The organism is Deltaproteobacteria bacterium (genome assembly GCA_016235345.1).
Classification (GTDB): domain Bacteria; phylum Desulfobacterota; class Desulfobacteria; order Desulfobacterales; family Desulfatibacillaceae; genus JACRLG01.
The window spans coordinates 44,082-63,644 of the sequence record JACRLG010000028.1 but is presented as its reverse complement, the minus strand read 5'-3'; the positions used below and the strand labels follow the sequence as shown (position 1 = coordinate 63,644).

The window sequence follows — 19,563 nt, the reverse complement described above, 5'->3', positions numbered from 1 at the left end:
GCGCCAGATTCGGAAAACCGTTCCTGCCGCCCTGATCCGTCAGATTTTTGCGAGAATGGATGTTCCGCCCCTCACCACGTCGCCGACGTTTACCGTGGGCCTGGTTTCGGGCGGAAGATAGAGGTCCACGCGGCTTCCGAAACAGATGAGCCCGAAGCGCTGGCCTCTAAGGAGCCTGTCGCCCGGCTTCACGTTGGAGCGGATCCTTCTTGCGATCAGGCCCGCCACCTGAACCACGCAGAGCCTTTTTCCGTTTTCATCCTTGAGATATACTGCGTTGTGCTCGTTCTCCAGGCTGGCCTTGGGGTGGCTGGCCACCATGTAGTCGCCGGGGGTGTAGACCACCTTTTCCACGGTGGCGGTGACCGGAAAACGGTTGACGTGGACGTTGGCCACGGACATGAAGGTGGAAATTTTCAGCACCTGTCCTGGCAGAAAGGGGTTTTCGTCCACGAGGCCGGCAAATATTATCCTGCCGTCGGCGGCGGCCACCAGTGCGCCGGGGTCGGTGGGGATGAGCCGGTCCGGGTCCCGGAAGAAAAGGCACACGGCCACGGTGGTAAGAAGGCTCAAAAAGGCCAGAAAGGGCAGGTGCAGAAGCGCAAGCACCAGGGTGATGAAGGCCGCCGCCGCTATATACGAGTAACCGTCCTTCGCTATGGGAAAGGGCGTGCTTGCCGGTGGGTCGGCCCATTCATATTTCTCGCTGTTTCCTGTTTCCTTGTTGTCCGCCACTGTTTTTACCGGGTCCTTTCCTTATGATTTTATTCGATTCATTTTAAGCCAAAACCCTGCGCCCTGTCAACTTTGGTGCGGCGTGGCGCGATTCTTCAGCAAAGGGGCTTTTCGGGAAGCCGGGCGTCAGAGAGCCTCAAATATAACGGACCCAGAAGGTCGGCGGAATCCGGTTCCGCAGCAGGAAGCAGGCGGCTTCCCAGGATGGCCACTGACGAGGCCCTTATGGTGTGGCTCGATTCGTCCGCCAACCGCGCCTTTCCATCGCCGGTCAGAAGGCCCGCGTATTTTACGGCCCCGTCGCCCACCAGCACACAGGGGCCGGACAGGCTTTCCGCCAGTTCCCCTGGTTTCATCACGGAAGCCGCGCTTGTTTCAACCGGGCCTTCGGGGCCAAAAACGTAGGAGGCCGCGTAGACCTCGTTTCTGAGGCAGTCCAGCACGGCCCACACGGCGCCCACCGGCTCCATTGCCTGGAAGGCCAGGCAGGCGAGGCTCGAAACTGCGGCCGCCGGTTTTTCCGCGCCCATGCAGATTCCCTTGGCTATGGAAACGCCCAGGCGCACGCCGGAAAAGCCGCCGGGGCCATTGGTCACCGCCACGCCGTCCAGGCCGGAGGGTTTTTTCCCGGTAAGGTCAAAGAGCCTTTCAAGGGCGTCCATCACAAGCCCCGCCTGCCCCCTTGCGGCGTTTTCGGTGATCTCGCCCAAGACCTCGCCGTCGTTTAAAAGCGCCACGGAAAAGGACCGCCCGGTGGTGTCAAGCCCAAGAATCAGCATGGCGATGGAGTCACTTTCTGCCGTCGCCGTCGCCGCCCTTTTTGCGCGGCGGATGGGGGAGCTTTTTCGCCAGCGGCGGCAGAAGAACCATTGGAAGAACCTCATCCATGCGGGAGACCGGCATGAACACCATTTTTTTGCGCACTTCGGGGGGAAGCTCGGAAAGCTCCTTGCGGTTTTTTTCCGGCATGATGAGGGTCTTGATCCCGGCCCTGAGAGCTCCTATGGATTTTTCCTTCAGGCCCCCAATGGGAAGGATTCTGCCCCTGATGGTAATTTCGCCCGTCATGGCCACGTCGTTTTTTACCGGCCTTTGGGTGAAGGCCGAGATCATGGCCACGGCCATGGCCACTCCGGCGGACGGCCCGTCCTTGGGAATGGCTCCGGCGGGCACGTGGATGTGAAGATCGTATGACTCGAAGATGTCCGGGTCGATCTTGAGCTTTTCCGCGTAGGCCCTGGTGTAGCTCACGGCGGCCCTGGCGGATTCCTGCATTACCTCCCCCAACTGGCCGGTAAGCACCAGCTCGCCCTTTCCACGCATCACCGTGGCTTCAACGTACAGGGCCTCCCCGCCCGCGTAGGTCCAGGCAAGACCTGTGGCCAGCCCCACCTGGGGGGTGTCCTGGTCCATTTCGGGAAAGAACTTGGGAAGGCCCAGGTATTTTTCCAGGTTTTTGCCGGTTATGGAAAAAGGCCCTTTCTCGCCCTCGGCGATCTTGCGGCTCACCTTTCGGCACAGGGTCCCTATCTCGCGCTCAAGGTTCCTAAGCCCGCTTTCGCTTGTGTACTCGGTGGCCATTTTCTTTATGGCGCTGTCGGCTATGGTGATGTCCTTTTCCTTCAGGCCGTTTTCCCTGATCTGGCGGCCTATGAGGTATTTTTGCGAGATGGCCAGTTTTTCGTCTTCGGTGTAGCCCGAAAGGTTGATTATCTCCATCCGGTCCAGAAGAGCGTAGGGGATGGTGTCCGTGATGTTGGCCGTGGTGATGAACATCACCCTGGAAAGATCGAAGGGCAGGTTGATGTAGTGATCCGAAAAGGCGTTGTTCTGCTCCGGGTCCAGGGCTTCAAGCAGGGCCGATGTGGGGTCGCCCCGGAAATCGGTTCCCACCTTGTCGATTTCATCCATCATGAAAACCGGGTTGTTGGCCCCGCAGGTTTTGAGACCCTGGATTATGCGGCCCGGAAGCGCGCCTATGTAGGTGCGGCGGTGCCCCCGAATTTCGGCCTCGTCCCTTATCCCGCCCAGGGACATCCTGAAAAACTTGCGGTCCATGGCTTTTGCTATGGATTGGCCCAGGCTGGTTTTTCCCACGCCCGGAGGGCCAACGAAGCAGAGGATGGGGCCCTTCATGGAAGGGTTCAGCTTGCGCACGGCAAGGTATTCCAGGATGCGCTCCTTGATCTTGTCCAGGCCGAAATGGTCCGCGTCCAGAACCTTCTGGGCCTTTTTGATGTCGATGGCGTCTTTTGTGGAGACGGACCAGGGGATTTCCACCAGCCAGTCCAGGTAGGAGCGCACCACCGGGGCCTCGGCGGATTCGGGATGCATCTGCTCCAGGCGCTTAAGCTGCTTCACGGCCTCGGTTTCGGCCTCCTTGGGCATCCTGGCCTTTTTGATGCGTTTCAGGTAGTCGTCGGCCTCCTGGGCCCGCTCGTCGCCTTCCCCCAGTTCGCCCTTTATGGCCCGCATCTGCTCCCGCAGAAAATAATCCTTCTGGCTCTTGCTTATCTCGTCCCGGACGTTTTCCTGGATGCGGGCCTGCATGGAGCTCAACTCCACCTCCCGGATCAGAAGCTCGTTCACCCGGTTGAGCCGGGCCACGGGGTCGGATAACTCGAAAACCGACTGGGCCTCCTCGATCTTGAGATTCAAGTTGGACGCCACCAGGTCGGCCAGTCGGCCCGGATGGTCTATGCTCTTCAAAATTGTGGTCACGTCGTCCGAAAGCTCGCCGCGCATGGAAAGAATCTTCTCGCACTGCTCCCGGACGTTTCTCATGAGGGCGGTGAGTTCCAGGTTTTCGGAAAACTCCTCCTCCACGAGCTTTTCGATCTTCACCCGAAACAGGCTCTTTTTGTGGACAAAGGAAAGAATCCTCGCCTTGGCGGTGGCCTGAACCAGTATCTTCACCCTGCCGTCCGGCAGCTTCAGCACCCGGAGCACCCTCCCAACGGCCCCCACCTTGTATATCTGGTCAAAGGAGGGGTCTTCCTGGGACGCGTCCATCTGGGTGGCCAGAAAGATGTAGCGGTCCTTGTTCATGGCCGCGTCCACGGCCCTCACGGACTTGTCCCGGGTCACGAAAAGGGGGAGGATCATATGGGTGAAGATCACCACGTCCCTTACTGGCAGGAGGGGCAGGGTGGTGGGAATAGCTTCGTGGGCGTCTTCGTCTTCCAGAAGTCCCACCAGATCGTCTGTATCGGGTTTCGCCATCATTTTCTCCAGGTTTTTTCCATAAAAAGTCCCTTCCGTTACTATAGAACAGAACCATGACTTGACAAGAACAAACTAGCCGGGCTTAAACTGAATATTGAAAAATACGCCCGAACAACCCCTTTTTCCGGAAATTGCGCCATGATAAACTTCCTGGACTTTTTTCTTTACGCCTACACCTTTCTTTTCGGGATAGTTGTGGGGAGCTTCCTGAACGTGGCCATCCACAGGCTTCCGCGCAGCCGCTTCATGGGCTCGGACGACCTTGTTTGCCCGCACTGCGAAAAGGAAATACTTTCCATTGCCTGCCCCCACTGCGGAAAAGAGATAAAGGACGACGACCCCCGGCCCTCGCCCTCAAAGGCCGAGGGGGCCCGTTCCCACTGCCCCAAATGCGGGGCGCTCATACGGTGGTACGACAACATCCCGCTTTTAAGCTACATGGTTCTCCGGGGCCGCTGCCGGGACTGCCGCACCCGCATCTCGTGGCGCTACCCCTTGGTGGAGCTTACGGCAGGTCTCTTTGCGGTGGCCGCGTTCCGGCATTTTGGCGGAAGCCCGGCAGCCGCCATCTATTTCTGCTTTCTGGCGGCCCTCATAGTGGTCAGCTTCATAGACCTCGATTTTTTCCGCATCCCCATGATAATCACCATTCCGGGCGTGGCCGTGGGGCTTCTGGCTTCGGGCTGGCTGCCGGAAATGGGCTTCATGGAATCTCTGATCGGAGCTCTTACCGGCGCGGGCGGAATCTACCTTCTGCGCCGGACCTACATGCTGGTGCGCGGAGGCGAGGGCATGGGCGCGGGCGACGGCGACCTTCTGGCCATGGTCGGCGCGTTCCTGGGCTGGAAGGGGGCTCTTCTCACCCTGATGGCTGCGGCCTTCATAGGCATGGCGGCGGGGCTTGTGCTCATGGCCGCCCGGAAAAAAGGCGTTAAGCTCAGGGTTCCGTTCGGGCCGTTTCTCGCCTCAGGGGCCATGATCGCGCTTTTTTACGGCAAGCCCATCATCGGATGGTACATGCAATTTTTAACCATGCCCTGATATGACTGAAAGATGCCAAGGAGACATCCAACATGGAGATAGACGCCATAAGGCGCACGGCGGTTGCAGCGGCCTACGAGGCCGGACGGATTCTCACGGACCGCTTCGGCAGGATGCACACGGTGCGGAAAAAGGGCGGCATAGACCTTGTGACCGAGGCGGACACTGCCTCGGAGGCGGCAATCGTGGAAACCATCCGTTTCGCCTTTCCCGGCCATTCCATACTGGCCGAGGAGGAGGGCGAGATAGGGGCCCCAAGCCAGTATTCCTGGATAGTGGACCCCCTGGACGGCACCACCAACTACGCCCACCACCTGCCCATATTTTCGGTTTCCATAGCCTTCACCTCGGAGGGCGACACCCTTTTCGGGCTGGTTTTCAACCCCATAACCCAGGAGCTTTTCATAGCCGAAAAAGGCAGGGGAGCGACCCTTAACGGACGCGCAATATCGGTTTCCCGCAACGACACCTTAAACGAAAGCCTTCTGGTGACGGGTTTTCCCTACGACCTTTCGGAACGCCTGCCCTCTCTCATCGACAAGCTGTCCCGTTGCGTGGGCGCGGCCCAGGGGGTCCGGCGGCTTGGTTCGGCGGCCCTGGACCTTTGTTTTGTGGCCTGCGGGCGTTTTGACGGATTCTGGGAGGAAAGCCTGAAACCCTGGGACACGGCGGCGGGGGCGCTCATTTTAACCGAGGCTGGCGGCCACGTCACGGACTTCGCCCAGGCTGGCTGGAACCCCTTCAAGCAGGAGATTCTCGCCACCAACGGCCTTATCCACGATGAGCTTGCGGCTGTTATAGCGGGGGGATGAAAAAGGTCGGCAGTGTCTTCGGCGGTAACTTATATCATTTCCTGTTGATATGATAGCTTATGGCAGCCGTTATCCATTGTAGGTTGGGTGGTTTAAGCCCAAGGGCAGGGTCACCCAACCTACAGATGATTTTTGCACAACATGCGGATCTCGTTTTTTGAGCGCTTTCAAGGGCAATCTGCCCCCGGCCTGTCAGGCTTTCCCTTAATCCCTTCAAGCAGCCTTTTCACCGCGTCCCATCCTGGTCTGATCAGAAGGGCCTTTTCGTAATAAAAAGCGGCCTTGGCAAGGCATCCCGATTTTTCAAGGGTTTTTGCAAGGCCGTAAAGGGCAGCCATGTCATCCGGGGCGGACGCGAGGATTTTTTCATACTCGCCAACCGCCTCCCGGCTCTTTCCTGAGGCGGAGAGGGCGTCGGCAAGGCCGAGACGCGCCGGAGCGAAGCCCGGATTGATGGAAAGCGCGGCCTTGAAGTGGCTTATGGCCTCGTTGGAACGGCCCGTCGAAAGCAGGACCTGGGCCAGATTGACCTTTAGGGCGAAGTCTTCCGGGTTGAGGGAAACGGCCTTTAAATAGGCTTGGGAGGCGTCCTTAAGCTCCCCCCGCCGGGTCTCGATTCCGGCAAGACCTGCCTGGGCCTCCGGGTAATCGGGGTCCAGAGCGAGCGTCCTTCTAAATTCGTCCGCAGATTCCTTCAGTTTTCCAAAGGCTCCCAGGCTTGCCGCGTAATGAAAGGCCGCGTCCGGGTTATTCGGATCAAGGCGCGCGGCCTTTTCGAAAAGCGACAGGGCTGGCTTGCAGGCGGATTTCCTCCCGTGGATGAGGCCCGCAAGGATCAGGGCTTCCACCGAATCCGGGTTTTCCGCCAGGGCCGCCTGAGCGGCCTTTTCCGCCTGGGGGATTTTTCCCGCCTCAAGGTACGCCGCTCCCAGGCCCGTGAGGGCGGGAACGTAACGGGGCGCGATGGTTCGGGCGGCCACAAGATGAGCAATGGCCTCATCGGTCCTGCCCTGGGCCATAAGGAGACCTCCCATCCGGGTGCGGGTTTCCGCCAGGGCGAAGTCCGGGCCTGCGGCCAGGGCGCGGGAAAAGAGCCTTTCCGCCTCGGCCTGGTTTTTCGTCCCGCCCTTTTTTGCGTAAACCGCCCCAAGGCGGGTGAGGGCGAAGTAGTTCGTGTTGGGATAAAGCGCAACGCACCTCGAAAAAAGGGTCTCCGAGCCCTTCCAGTACCCGGACTGGGCGTTTGCCAGATACCCCAGAAACAGGATCATGACAAAACCCGCTGCGCCGACCCCGATCAGTCCCTTTCTGCCGAAGCCGCCCGCAAGGTGCGCCGCCCCCCAGACCACGGCCACGAAAAGCCCCGCGTAGGGCGCGTAGGCGTAGCGTTCGGCCACGGAGGCCCAGTGGCCGGCCATCACAAGGCCGCTTGAGGGGACCAGGGTTCCCAGAAACCAGAAAATCCCGAAAAAGAGATAGGGCATTCGATGCCGGGTCTTCCAGGCCAGACAGATGAGGGACGCCAGAAGCACAAGCGCTCCTGTGGCCTGAAAAAAGCCCACGGACTTGGGAAAGGGATGAAAGGCGCACAGGCCTTGGGGCCAGAAGGCCATTTCAAGGTAGCGCGCAAATGCTACGGGGACGTGGGCGAGCCTCGGCCAGAGGGGCCAGGAGCCGGAAATTTCGGAGTTGAAGGAGGCGCTGGAAAAAAGCCCAAGGGCTATCGCCGCGCAGGTCAATACGAACAGGGGGATTTTTTCCGCCACCCGCTTCCAAAAATTGCCGGAAAGGCGGTTCAAGGGCCAGAAATCCAGCAGGAGAAGGGTGAAGGGCAGGGTGACCGCCACTGGCTTGGAGCCAAGGGCCAGGGCCGCCAGAAGGATCACCGGAATCATGCGCGCGACTTCAGGCTTTTTGACGTACCAAGCGTAGGACAGGATGGCCGAAAACCAGAAAAACACCGCCAGGAGGTTCTTGCGCTCGGAAATCCAGGCCACGGTGTCCGCGTTTACCGGGTGAGCCGCGAAAAGGGCCCCCACAAATGCGCTTCGCCAGAAAGCCCCCGTCATCGTGTAAAGAAGGGCGAAGAGCAAGAGGGTGTTTACAGCGTGCAAAAGGGCGTTTACAAGGTGCATGGGGCGGGGGTTCGGCCCGAAAAGGCTCACGTCCGCCTGATGGGACAAAAGGGCTACTGGCTGCCAGTAGGAAAAATCGGGAAAACCCAGGGCCGCTGAAAGCCCCTCGCCCGAAAGACCCTTCAAGGTTACAGGATTGGCAGTGACGTAAACATCGTCGTCGAAATCAACGAACCCGTTGTTTTGGGTGGAAAAATAGAGGCACAAGGGCAGGGCCGCCAGGAAAATGAGCATGACTGCCATGCGGAGGCTTTTAACCGACGTGTTTGACGGGCTGGTCACTGGCCATGTCCTTCGAGAAGTCTTTTAATCACCCCTGGATTTTTACAGGGACAGTAAAAACTTTGAAGCTTCTTGCGTCAATGATTTTTGTCTTCAAATTCGTCCTTTAGCATCCTGTAAATTTCATCCCCCATCAAAAGCCCGGTATCTATGAACTCCGGGCCGAAGCGCCTTCCCGTTACGGAACGGAAGGTAGATTTTATGCGGATGATGCCCTCTATCCCCTCTGCGTAACGGTCCAGAAAAACCGAGAGTGGGGCCTTGAAAAAGGAGATCATGGCCCAAACCGTATCGGTGAAGTTGTCCGGCCCCCACCTGAACTTGTCCGCGTCGTAAAGGCAGTCCGACAGAAGCCCGGCCCGTGGCGTGATGGCGGCGCTCACGGGGCGGAAGGCCTCGTGGTTTGAAATGGCCTGGCACACCTCGGCCTTTTCGGAATCGGTAAGCGCGTAGCCGGAAAGAATATCTTCGGCCATTTCCGCGCCCTTGGCCGCGTGGTTTTTTTCCTTTCTGGCAATGTCGTGCAAAAGACCCGCGCACTGGACCAGAAAGAGCCTTCTTAGGGCCTCATGGCCGGGCTCGCCCCCGGAGCCCTCCTCGGCGAGCACCAGGGCCCCGGCGTCCAGGGTGACCTTGGTGACGTGGTCAAGGCCGTGACCAAGGTCATCGTCGATTCGTGCGGAAACGTAGGAGTAGAGGTCGCCCACGGTTTCGTCGGTTTCGAAAAACCTTCTGGAAAAGGCGCATTCCCGCGAATTTTCATCGTAAAAAGAAGGCGGCGGATACCGTTTCGCTATCTCTTTCGCCCGTTTCCATATGGCTTCGTAAAGTTGGTCCATGTCGCCTTTTCATCTTTAATCAATTGAAGAACGGAATATTTTCCGCCGCAAGGGGCAGGCGCATGAATGATTTTAAGGCGGGAGACGGCAGGCAGGCCTGCCGCGTGGTTGAGATGGGTTCCAAAGGGCGCGCAGATACCATGTTTGGGGCCGCCGGGGTTTTTGAACCATTCCGCCCCGGCGGCCTCGAACAAAGTCGCCGTAAAGCTCAGGATTCACGGTTTTGCGGCTGTCTGATCCTTGCGCGCGCGGTACGGGTTGATGGAAAGCACAGGCACGGGCGAGGTCTTGACGACCTTTTCAGCCACCGAGCCGAAAAAGAGTTTTTCCAGGCCCTTGCGCCCGTGGGTGCCAAGGATCACAAGGTCGATCTTTTCCCGGTTCACGTGGTTCAGAATCTCTTCGGAGGCATCCCCCAGGACCACCTTGGGTTTTACCACCGGGATGTCCTTGAAATGCTGCTGGATGAACTCCTCCATCTTTCTTTCCGCTCCCTGCACCATCTCCTGCTCCAGGCGGGTGATGGAGATGTCGGGCACGTACATGGCCGTAAAATGCTCCAGAACCCGAACCACGAACAGAAGATGAACCTCCGCGTCCCACTTTTTGGCTATGCTCTTGATGAAAGGCACCATTACGGGCGAAACGTCCGAAAGGTCCACCGGGGCCAATATCCTCTTGAACGTGGCTTCCATGTTTCCTCCTTTTGTCTGCGGGTCAGGTTTTGGAAAGGCCTTGCAGGGTTTCCGAAACGCCTTCTGGGCACTTCTTTAAACTTCCGGGCCGCCATGCTTCTTTGACGCCTTCACAGCCGGGGCTTGTTACAGGCCCATCATTATTGCGTTAACAGCCCGTCGAAAAATGCGATTTGGCAGTGTTCGCACTTCAAAGCCAATTCCGTCACGTACGAAAAGTACGCTTGACTCATTGGCTTTTCGTGCGCCTTGCAACTCATCGTTTTTCGGCGGGCTTTACTTCCAGCCGTTTTCAACAGGCTGTTAATGGGGTTCACCATACAGCCAATCAGGCGTCCTTTCAATCAAAATATGGCATCAAAATATGGCGGGCGTTAAAGCGCTTCACAATGCCGTAAACGTACATGCAAACCAAGCCTTCGTACGCTCACGGAATTTTGGCCTTAAAAACATGTTTGAAAATGTTGCCTGAGTACTGAATTTATAATACACTTTTAATTGTCTTTGTTTTTTTTGCAAGATGTTCAAGGTTGACAAGGTTTTTAGTCCTCTTATTTTTAGATCCTACCGTCAAGGTAGGATTTAATGAATTTAGGAGGCGCAAATTGAAAAGCATCAGGGGGCGGAAAAAGGCATTATCCGGCGCGGCTTTTCTGGCCTTCCTCGCCGTCCTTGCCGTTTCAGCGACGGGCTCTGCAGCATCAGGTCAACCACGATCACCAGCACGTGAGGGTCCCGGCGCATCAATGGCGGCCCTTGCCGAATCTGTAGCCCTCACAGATCTTCTAACCTATGCCTTTGATCATAATCCTCTAATTCTCTCCAAAAAAGCGGCCCTTGACGAGGCCCGGCGGAACGTGGCCGTGGCCGGGGCCTGGAACGATCCTCAGTTGTCCCTTGGTTTCTGGCCGGGCGCGTGGAGCGACTCCGGCGATCAGAAATGGACGGCGGCAATCAACCAGGCCGTCCCCCTTCCGGGAAAAACCGCCGCCGCAAGAAGGGCCGCACAGGCCGCCGCGCTTTCTGGCCGGATCGCCGTCGACGCAGCAGTACGGGACATGGTCACCGCCGTCACCACAAGTTTTCATGAACTTGACTACCTCAGGGGCGCGCAGGAGCTGGCCCGGCAGAATCAGGCCGCCCTGGAATCGATGGCCGCGCTTGCCGGGTCGGCCTACGCTGGAAACCGGGCCGCCCTGGTGGACGTGATGAAGGCCAAAAGCCAGACCGCCCAGGCGGCCCTGGACCTTGTCTATCTTATGGAATCGGAAAAAACCGAGCTTGCGCGGCTGAACGCCCTTCTGGACAGGCCGCCGGAAGCCCCGTTGGGCGCTCTCCTGGCAGCTCCCGCCGAACCTGTCGCCTACACCCTTTCGGAAATCTACTGCCTCGCCCGCGCCAACAACTACGAAATTCTGATGGCCCGCGCCGAAATATCGGCGGCCCGCGCCGAATATGACATGGCCCGTTACGAGACCTATCCCGAAACCATGCTGGGCCTCATGGTGGAAAACACCGAGCCCGGCGACGGCATGGCCGAACCGGATAACATGGTGGGGCTGGAGCTTGGGCTTAGTCTTCCCGTGTGGGGCGCGAAAAATTCCGGGCGCAGGAAAGCGGCCCTGGCGGCTGTGGATAAGGTCCTGGCCAACGAGCGCGGCATGACGAACGATACCTTTTCCATGATCCGTGAAACCTGGTTTAAAATGGAAAACGCCAGGCGTCTTGTCGGGCTCTACCGGGAAAGCCTCATCCCCCAGGCGGCCCGGTCCATGGAAACAGCCCGCTCCTGGTACCGGCAGGGGTTGGGAAGTTTATCGGACGCGGTCGAAATCGAATCGTCCTGGTATTCTTTCCGGCTCGCCCTTTTACGGGCCGAAGCCGACCATGCCCAAAATCTCGCCCGCCTGGAGGGGCTCGCGGGAGCGAGACTCACGGTGAAGGATGTCCCGGAGCCCTGCGCGGAAAAGGGGGCGCAATGAAAACCCGCGCCTCCGTCTCACTTGCTTTTTTAGCGGCTGTCGCCGTGACTTTTTCCGCTTCCTGCGCGGTCAAAATTCCCGAAGCCTACGAGCCCTCATCATTTTACAAGGCGGCTGTGGAAAAGGATGCAGGCGGCCCGGTTTCCGTTGAGGCCGTCCCCGCCCCATGGGTCGATGAGTTGCGGCAGGCGCGCGCGGAATGGGAAAAGGCGGTTTCGGAGCCCTCCGCAATATCTGTGTTCCATCAGACGCCGCCCCGGCTTTTGAAGGCTCTTTCCCCCGCGTTTTCGGATGGCAGTCTGGCCCAAAAAGCTCTTTCGGGCGAATTTTCACTGGAAACCCTTGAAACCCTCGCCCTTGGCCGGAACCCGGCGGTCCGCGCAGCAGATTCGAGCCTTGCGGCCTCCCTCAACGCCTACGGGCAGTTGTCGGAGTTGATGGACCAGTTATCGCAGTACTCGGTCTTTGCAAGAGACCTGGGGGCTGGCATGGCCGCCGGGTTTCCCTATCCCGAGGTGGTTGCCCTGCAAGGGCAGATGGCGGGCCGGGAAGCGGCGGAAGCCTTTTTCGAGCGTGAAATGGCCCGACGAACCGCGCTCACCACGGCCCGGCGTCTCTATTGGGAGATTTGGTATAATCAAGGGGCTCTGCGTATAGCAGATGAAACCCTGCGTCTCGTAAGCGGCCTGCCCGATACCCTGGCGCGGCGCTACGAAACAGGGGAAGCGGATTTGAAGGACGTGACCGAAGCCCTTGTGCAAAAGCAGAAAATTGAGGAGGAGCGGCTTACCTTAAAGCGCGAAGGGGAGGCTCTCCGCGCAAGTCTCGCGGCCCTCCTGGAGCTTCCGTCAGGGGCTGTTCTTGGACATCCGGGAAAGTCGGGGCCTTCTTCGGCCTTCCCAAGGCCCGAAAGCCTGATCCTCCTGGCCCTTTCCCGCCGCCAGGAGATCAAAAAGTTGGAGGCGGCGGTTGCCCGCGCGGAACTATCGATTTTGATGATGGAGGCGGAATCCGGTTTCGGGCGGCCATTCAACCTGTCCCTACCCTCAAAACGGATTTCCCGGCAGGGGGAGGAAGCCGCCATGAACGGCGCGACCGGCTCCGTAGCGCCCAGGCTTTCAGGCCCAACTTACGCCTATCTCCTTGAAACAAGGGCGCGGCTTCTCGCTCTCAAGGCCGATCTTGCGAGCGCCATAGCCGAAACCCCTGCCCTTGTGCGGGATGCCTGGACCCGCGCGGACAAGGCAAAAAGGGAAGCCGCCCTTTACTCGGAGCGCGTCGAAACCCTGGCGCGCCTCAATTTTTCCTCTGCCCTCAAAGACTACGAAACAGGCGGTTTGAATCTATCCGATCTCACCGAAATAGCCCTTGCCCGGCTGGAGGCGGGGACTGCGGCCCTTTCCGCCCGGCGCGACCTTGGCCTTGCCCTGGCTGAACTTTACGAGGCGGTGGGAACCGACGAGTTTCCGGCGTCAAAACCGCGATAAGCCAAAGCGCCTGATTCTCCACTAGGGGGAACTGATCCATGCAGAAAAAACAGGGAAAAATCCTGCGTTTCGGGCTTATCGCGCTGGCTGCGGCGACGCTTCTGGTTACGGGGTTCCTCCTGGGCCGCCAACACGCACCCGGCAACTCGGAAACCGGGGCTGCGAAGAGCGGAACGGCCAGCGCGTCCAAAGAGCGCAAGATTCTTTTTTACAGAAACCCCATGAACCCAGCCATTACCTCGCCCGTGCCCGCCAAGGACGAGATGGGCATGGACTACACCCCCGTTTACAGCGACGAGGGCGCGGCTCCGGCAAAGAAGAAAACCTTCGAGGAAGAGGCCGAGGACTTTTTCGCCGAAGACGAAGAATCCGGCGCGGTTCCGGGCCTTGGGCCTGTGGTGCTGGATTCCAAGGCCCTGTCCCTGGCGGGTGTTCGCCTTGCACCTGCGGAATCCGGGCATTTCACCAAAAGCGTGCGCACGGTGGGAAGGGTAACCCCGGACGAGGCCCGGATTTTTCGGGTGCAAACCAAGATTTCCGGCTGGGTGGAGACCCTCTACGCCAACACCACGGGAATCGCAGTGAAAAAGGGCCAGCCCCTCCTGTCCCTTTACTCGCCCCAACTTGTGGCCAGCCAGGAGGAATTCTTGCGGGCCAGGGCTGCAGCCCGCGAGTTTTCGTCATCACCCGACCCTGAAACCAGAGCCATGGGCAAAAATCTCATGAATGCGGCCCGGAAGCGCCTCACCCTTTTCGACGTGCCCGAAAGCTTCATCCGGGAGCTTGAAAAGACCGGAAGGGTAAAGCGGCTTGTGACCATTTTCTCGCCCGTTACGGGTCTGGTGCTGGAAAAGGGAGTAACCCTTGGCCAGCAGGTGGAGCCGGGCGCGGTGCTTTTAACCGTTGCCGATCTTTCCACCGTTTGGGTGGAGGCGGACTTCTACGAGCAGGACGCGGCAAGCCTGAAAGAAGGGCAGACCGCCCTTGTGACCTCCTCCTACGACCCCGGCCTTTCGCTTTCCGGACGCATCGTTTTTCTGCTTCCCTTTTTAAAGCCCGATTCCCGGACCCTCACGGCGCGCCTGAGCTTCAAAAACCCCGGCCTTGCCCTAAAGCCCGGAATGTTCGTTGATGTGAACCTTGTTTCCGATTTCGGTGAATCAGTATCCGTGCCGGATACGGCTTTGTTGCGCACCGGAGCCCGCACCGTTGTTTTCGTTGAAAAGGGCGAAGGCCGCTTCGAGCCCAAGGCCGTGACTCCGGGGGCCGCAGGCCAGGGCCGGGTCCAGGTTCTGACGGGTCTTTCCGCCGGGGAGAAGGTGGTCGTCTCCGCCAATTTCCTTATGGATTCCGAAAGCCGGCTGGCTGCGGCCATAGAGGCGGCATCGGGCGCGGCGGCATCGGGGGGCGCGAAATGATAAGGCGGCTCATAGCGTTTTGCGCCAATAATCGTGGGATAGTGATCGTCTTCACGCTGGCAGTGGGGGTGATGGCGATCCACATCCTGAACAACATCCGGCTGGACGCCCTCCCGGACCTTTCGGACACCCAGGTCATAGTCTATTCGCGCTGGGACCGCTCCCCCGACATCATTGAGGACCAGGTCACCTACCCGCTGGTCACGGCCCTTCTGGGAGCGCCCAAGGTAAAAGCCATACGCGGGCTTTCGGATTTCGGCTTTTCATACGTCTATGTCATCTTTGAAGACGGCACGGACATCTACTGGGCCAGAAGCCGGGTCCTGGAATATCTGTCCAAAATTCAGCCAAGGCTTCCCCAGGGGGTTTCCACCGAGCTTGGGCCGGACGCAACCGGCGTTGGCTGGGTCTACCAGTACGCTTTAAAAGATGAATCTGGAAAGCACTCCCTGGCGGACCTTAGAACATACCAGGACTGGACCCTGCGCTACGCCATCCAGGGAGTGCCGGGCGTGGCCGAGGTGGCCGGTATCGGCGGCTACGTGATGCAGTACCAGGTTGTGGTTGATCCCAACCGGCTGGCCGCATACGGGGTTTCCATAAATGATGTGGCCGCCGCAGTTCGGGAATCCAACAGCGAGGTGGGCGGAAGGCTCATCGAGTTCACCGGGGCCGAGTACATGGTGCGGGGCCGGGGTTACCTCAAAAGCAGGGAGGACCTTTTAAGGGCCGCAGTGAAAACCCCGGTTGAGGGCGTACCCGTCACCATCGCGGACATTGGCCGGGTGGAGCTGGGGCCCCAGATAAGGCGCGGCATCGCGGACCTTGACGGCGAAGGCGACACCGTGGGCGGCATAGTGGTGATGCGCCACGGGGAAAACGCTTTGAACGTAATCAAAAGGGTGAAGGAAAAGCTGAAATCAATCGAGCCGTCCCTGCCGGAAGGGGTAAAAATCGTCACCACCTACGACCGCTCGGACCTCATCCTTCGCGCCCTGGAAACTCTCCGCCACGAGCTTTTGGTGGAAATGCTTATTGTCAGCGCGGTCATCCTGTTTTTCCTGTGGCACGTTCCCTCGGCCATAGTGCCCATCGTGACCATCCCCGTTGCGGTGCTCTTTTCCTTCATTCCCATGTATTTCATGGGAGTCACTGTTAACATAATGTCTCTGGCCGGAATCGCCATTTCCATAGGCGTTCTTGTGGACGGGGCCATAGTGGAGGTGGAAAACGCCTACAACAAGCTCCAGTTGTGGCAGGCGGGGGGGCGCAAGGGGGACTTCCACAAGGTGAGGCTTGAAGCCCTGCAGGAGATAGGGCCTTCGGTGTTTTTCTCGCTTCTGGTGATAGCGGTGGCCTTTCTGCCGGTGTTCGCCCTGGTGGACCAGGAAGGGCGTCTTTTCAAGCCCCTGGCCTATTCCAAGAACCTCGCCATGGCCATCGCCGCCATTCTTGCAGTCACCCTGGACCCTGCCATGCGGATGCTTTTCACCCGCATGGATCCTTTCATGTTCCGGCCAAGGTTTCTGGCTCGCATGGCCTCGTCCCTTTTCGTGGGGGTTTATCACCCGGAGGAGCGCCATCCCATAAGCCGCGTGGTCTTCAAAATTTACGAGCCCGCCTGCCGGTTCGTTCTGCGTTTTCCCTTGTGGGTGACGGCAGCCTCCGTTTTGCTGGTGGCGGTATCGATCCCTGTCTACTTCAAGCTCGGAAGCGAGTTCATGCCGCCCCTTAGGGAGGGAACCCTCCTTTTCATGCCCACCACCCTCCCGGGCATTTCGGTTGCCGAGGCCCGGCGGATAATGGAAACCCAGGACAGGATTTTAAAGGGATTTCCCGAAGTGGAGCGGGTCTTCGGAAAGGCGGGCCGGGCCGAGACATCCACCGATCCCGCGCCTTTTTCCATGATGGAGACAACCATCGTCCTAAAGCCCGAAAACCAGTGGCGGGCGAAGGACGCCTGGTACTCCGGCTGGGCTCCCGGATTTCTGGCGGCTCTTTTCCGCCCCTTCTGGCCCGATCACATGACCTACGAGGAGCTAATCGCCGAAATGGACGAAAAGCTCGCCATTCCCGGCGTTTCCAGCCGTGGGGCCATCACCATGCCCATAAAGGCCAGGATCGACATGCTGACAACCGGAATCAGGAGCCCGGTGGGCATCAAGATTTTCGGCGCGGATTTGGCTGAAATCGAAAAAATCGGCGCGGACATCGAAAACGCCATAAGGACCGTTCCGGGTACAACCAGCGTTTTCGCCGAAAAGGCGGCCAGCGGATACTTCCTGGACATCACCCCGAATCGGGATCAGCTTGCCCGCTACGGGCTTTCCGTGGGAGCGTTCAACGAGGTTGTGGCGGCGGCGGTGGGCGGCGAGGAGGTCACCACGACGGTTGAGGGCAGAAAGCGCTTTTCGGTGAACGTGCGCTACCCGTCGGAGCTTAGGGACGACGTACCGCGCCTTTCAAGGATTCTGGTCCCCACGCCTACAGGAGCCCAGGCCCCCCTTGGGCAGCTTGCGTCAGTAAGCCTCGCCCAGGGGCCTTCCATGCTGCGGGACGAAAACGGCTTTCTGTCCGCCTATGTCTATGTTTACGTGGCGGGCCGGGACCTCGGCGGATTCGTGGAGGAAGCCAAGCAAAGGGTGGCCCAAAGCGTGAAGATTCCCACCGGCTACACCCTTTCCTGGAGCGGCCAGTACGAGAACATGATGCGCGTAAAGGAGCGCATGAAGGTCATCATCCCCATAACCCTGGTTCTCATTTTCGTGCTTCTTTTCGCCAACACCCGCTCGGCGGTCAAGGCCGGGATAGTTCTCATGGCGGTTCCCTTTTCGGCTGTGGGCGCGATCTGGCTGTTTTATTTCCTGGATTACAACGTCTCCATCGCGGCCTGGGTGGGGCTTATCGCCCTTCTGGGCCTGGACGCGGAAACAGGCGTGTTCATGCTTCTTTTCCTTGACCTTTCCTACAGCGAGGCCAGGGCGGAGGGGCGTCTCAACAACCGGGCGGACCTCGTGGAGGCCGTGGTCCACGGCGCGGTGAAAAGGGTGAGGCCCAAGCTCATGACGGTTGCGGCGGCCTTCATGGGTCTTTTGCCCATAATGTGGTCCACCTCGGCGGGTTCGGACGTGATGAAGCGCATCGCGGCCCCAATGATCGGCGGGCTCGTGACGTCGTTTCTGCTGGAGCTTCTGGTCTATCCGGCGGTCTTTTTCCTGTGGAAGCGGAACAAGTACCTGCCCGATTCACGGTCGCCGGAAGCCGTACCTTATCAAACCTGACATGAAAGGGCTTTTTCGATGAAAAATTTCAGATTTTCCACCCTGGCGCTTATCGCTATTCTGGCTTTTTTGGGCGCAAATTTAGGCATGGCGGCTGAAGCGGACCACCACGGCCACGGAGCCGTGATCACGGCAAGCTCGGCCCCGGCCAAACCCGCACCTGCCGCAAAGGAGCCGGGCAAGGTCATCGGCGATCACAAGGTGAAGGGCTACATCCTCCATTACGTTCTCCTGAGCCGGGCCGAACGCGATATTGTAATGAAGGACATGCTGGGGATGGAAATGGCGGGCATGATTCAGGGCAACGAAGTTACCGGCCATTTCATCGTCTTCATCAAGGACGCCGCCGGAAAGCCCGTTTCGGGCGAGGTGGGATTCATGATAACCGGCCCTGACAAAAAAACCGTCAAGACTCTAACCATGGGCATGAACAACGGCTACGGGGCCGACGTAATCATGAAGCAGAAGGGCGCTTACATCGTCAAGGTGAAGGCCAAGGTAACGACTGCAAAGGGAGCGGAAACCCTTACAGACACCATCACCGTCAAAAATTAGGCAAATTTGAAGTGAAGCCCGGACGGCCCGTGAAGGCGGAAAAGCCTTCACGGGCCGTTTTTGTTGGATTCCGGGCCGCCGGGTTTGAAAACAGGGAAGGCGTTTCATTTCAACGTGTGTTCCCTTGTCAATTTCATGAAACCGGGTTGTCTTCCGGTAATGGCTGGCCACACATAAGTATCTTAAATTACATTATTTAGTCTCTAAAAGTGTTTTGGAAAGGGAGGGAGAGAATGCAGGGGGAGGGAGGGGAAACCTTTTATTTGTTTCAAATACGGCGGCCCATATCATGTGGCACGTGTCGTAATTCTCTGCTATGGTGGGCTTTAACCGTAGAGAAATTTTACCGGCGGGCTCCGCAACGATTTTGTGAGGACTTGCCGGAAAGCCATTCAATCCCAGGAGAGATAATGGAACAGCCTGAAATCTGCGTGGTGGGCGCGTGCAACATGGACCTCATCTCATACGTTCCAAGGCTTCCGGCCCTTGGGGAGACCCTTCACGGCGAGCGCTTTTCAATGGGCTTCGGAGGAAAAGGGGCCAACCAGGCCGTGATGGCGGCAAGGCTGGGAGCCCGCGTGGCAATGGTGGCGAAGCTGGGCTCCGACGTATTCGGACGGGACACGCTGGAAAATTTCAAGAGCCAGGGCGTGGACACCCGGCACGTCTCATTCACGGACCAGGCCTTTTCAGGCGTCGCCCCCATAGCGGTGGACAAAAACGGCGACAACTCCATCATTATAGTCACCGGCGCTAACGACCTTCTTACCGAAGACGGAATCATGGCCGCAGCGGATGTGATCGCAGGCGCAAAAATCCTCGTGTGCCAGCTGGAATCGCAGCTTGAGAAAAGCCTCGCGGCGCTTCGGATTGCAAGGAAGCACGGGGTCTTCACCATCTTCAACCCGGCCCCGGCGCGGCTTGAGCTTCCCGAAGAGATATACTTACTGAGCGATCTCATCTGCCCCAACGAAAGCGAGACCGGGATGCTCACCGGGATGCCTGTCAATACCCCCGGCCAGGCGGAAAAGGCGGCAGCCGAACTTCTGCGGCGCGGCCCCAAGGCCGTGGTCCTC

Annotated in this window: 13 protein-coding genes; 7 read left to right on the top strand and 6 right to left on the bottom strand. The window is 58.7% G+C overall.

Annotated elements, in window-relative coordinates; all coding sequences use genetic code 11:
* Positions 1-39: 39 nt before the first annotated feature.
* From HZB23_13950 to lon, 3 genes are all read right to left on the bottom strand, one after another.
* Positions 40-735: a phosphatidylserine decarboxylase family protein gene (locus tag HZB23_13950; GenBank protein MBI5845760.1), complete on the bottom strand. Its 696-nt coding sequence runs from the start codon at positions 733-735 to the stop codon at positions 40-42.
* Between the two features lie 95 nt (positions 736-830).
* The gene (tsaB, locus tag HZB23_13945; protein ID MBI5845759.1) at positions 831-1,514 is read right to left on the bottom strand and encodes a tRNA (adenosine(37)-N6)-threonylcarbamoyltransferase complex dimerization subunit type 1 TsaB; all 684 of its coding nucleotides are present in this window, start codon (positions 1,512-1,514) and stop codon (positions 831-833) included.
* 10 nt (positions 1,515-1,524) lie between these two features.
* Entirely contained in the window at positions 1,525-3,957 is a 2,433-nt protein-coding gene (lon, locus tag HZB23_13940) for an endopeptidase La (GenBank protein ID MBI5845758.1), read from the bottom strand.
* Positions 3,958-4,098: 141 nt separating this feature from the next.
* Between lon and HZB23_13935 the strand changes: the two genes are divergently transcribed.
* Positions 4,099-5,001, top strand: coding sequence for a prepilin peptidase (locus HZB23_13935; protein MBI5845757.1), 903 nt, complete (start codon positions 4,099-4,101; stop codon positions 4,999-5,001).
* A 32-nt stretch (positions 5,002-5,033) separates the two neighbouring features.
* Complete coding sequence (locus HZB23_13930) at positions 5,034-5,813, top strand: inositol monophosphatase (GenBank protein MBI5845756.1); 780 nt, start codon at positions 5,034-5,036, stop codon at positions 5,811-5,813.
* 167 nt (positions 5,814-5,980) lie between these two features.
* Here HZB23_13930 and HZB23_13925 read toward each other — a convergent pair whose 3' ends face one another.
* The 3 genes from HZB23_13925 to HZB23_13915 all read right to left on the bottom strand — a co-directional run bounded on the left by HZB23_13925 (position 5,981) and on the right by HZB23_13915 (position 9,764).
* The gene (locus tag HZB23_13925; protein MBI5845755.1) at positions 5,981-8,230 is read right to left on the bottom strand and encodes a tetratricopeptide repeat protein; all 2,250 of its coding nucleotides are present in this window, start codon (positions 8,228-8,230) and stop codon (positions 5,981-5,983) included.
* Positions 8,231-8,307: 77 nt separating this feature from the next.
* Positions 8,308-9,069, bottom strand: a complete 762-nt coding sequence (locus HZB23_13920) for a hypothetical protein (protein ID MBI5845754.1) — start codon at positions 9,067-9,069, stop codon at positions 8,308-8,310.
* A 215-nt stretch (positions 9,070-9,284) separates the two neighbouring features.
* A complete protein-coding gene (locus HZB23_13915) occupies positions 9,285-9,764 on the bottom strand; it encodes a universal stress protein (GenBank protein MBI5845753.1) in 480 nt (159 codons plus the stop codon).
* 746 nt (positions 9,765-10,510) lie between these two features.
* On the opposite strand from HZB23_13915, the gene HZB23_13910 reads away from it, so the two are divergent.
* The 5 genes from HZB23_13910 to HZB23_13890 are packed head-to-tail and all read left to right on the top strand — an operon-like array spanning position 10,511 to position 18,487.
* Entirely contained in the window at positions 10,511-11,746 is a 1,236-nt protein-coding gene (locus tag HZB23_13910) for a TolC family protein (protein ID MBI5845752.1), read from the top strand.
* A complete protein-coding gene (locus HZB23_13905; protein MBI5845751.1) occupies positions 11,743-13,233 on the top strand; it encodes a TolC family protein in 1,491 nt (496 codons plus the stop codon). Before HZB23_13910 ends, HZB23_13905 begins: the two co-directional genes overlap by 4 nt.
* 38 nt (positions 13,234-13,271) lie before the next feature.
* Positions 13,272-14,651: an efflux RND transporter periplasmic adaptor subunit gene (locus HZB23_13900; GenBank protein ID MBI5845750.1), complete on the top strand. Its 1,380-nt coding sequence runs from the start codon at positions 13,272-13,274 to the stop codon at positions 14,649-14,651.
* Positions 14,648-17,932 carry an efflux RND transporter permease subunit gene (locus tag HZB23_13895; protein MBI5845749.1) on the top strand — a complete coding sequence of 1,095 codons (3,285 nt, stop codon included), beginning with the start codon at positions 14,648-14,650 and terminating at the stop codon, positions 17,930-17,932. Before HZB23_13900 ends, HZB23_13895 begins: the two co-directional genes overlap by 4 nt.
* Positions 17,933-17,950: 18 nt before the next feature.
* Positions 17,951-18,487 carry a hypothetical protein gene (locus HZB23_13890; GenBank protein ID MBI5845748.1) on the top strand — a complete coding sequence of 179 codons (537 nt, stop codon included), beginning with the start codon at positions 17,951-17,953 and terminating at the stop codon, positions 18,485-18,487.
* Positions 18,488-19,563: the final 1,076 nt, after the last annotated feature.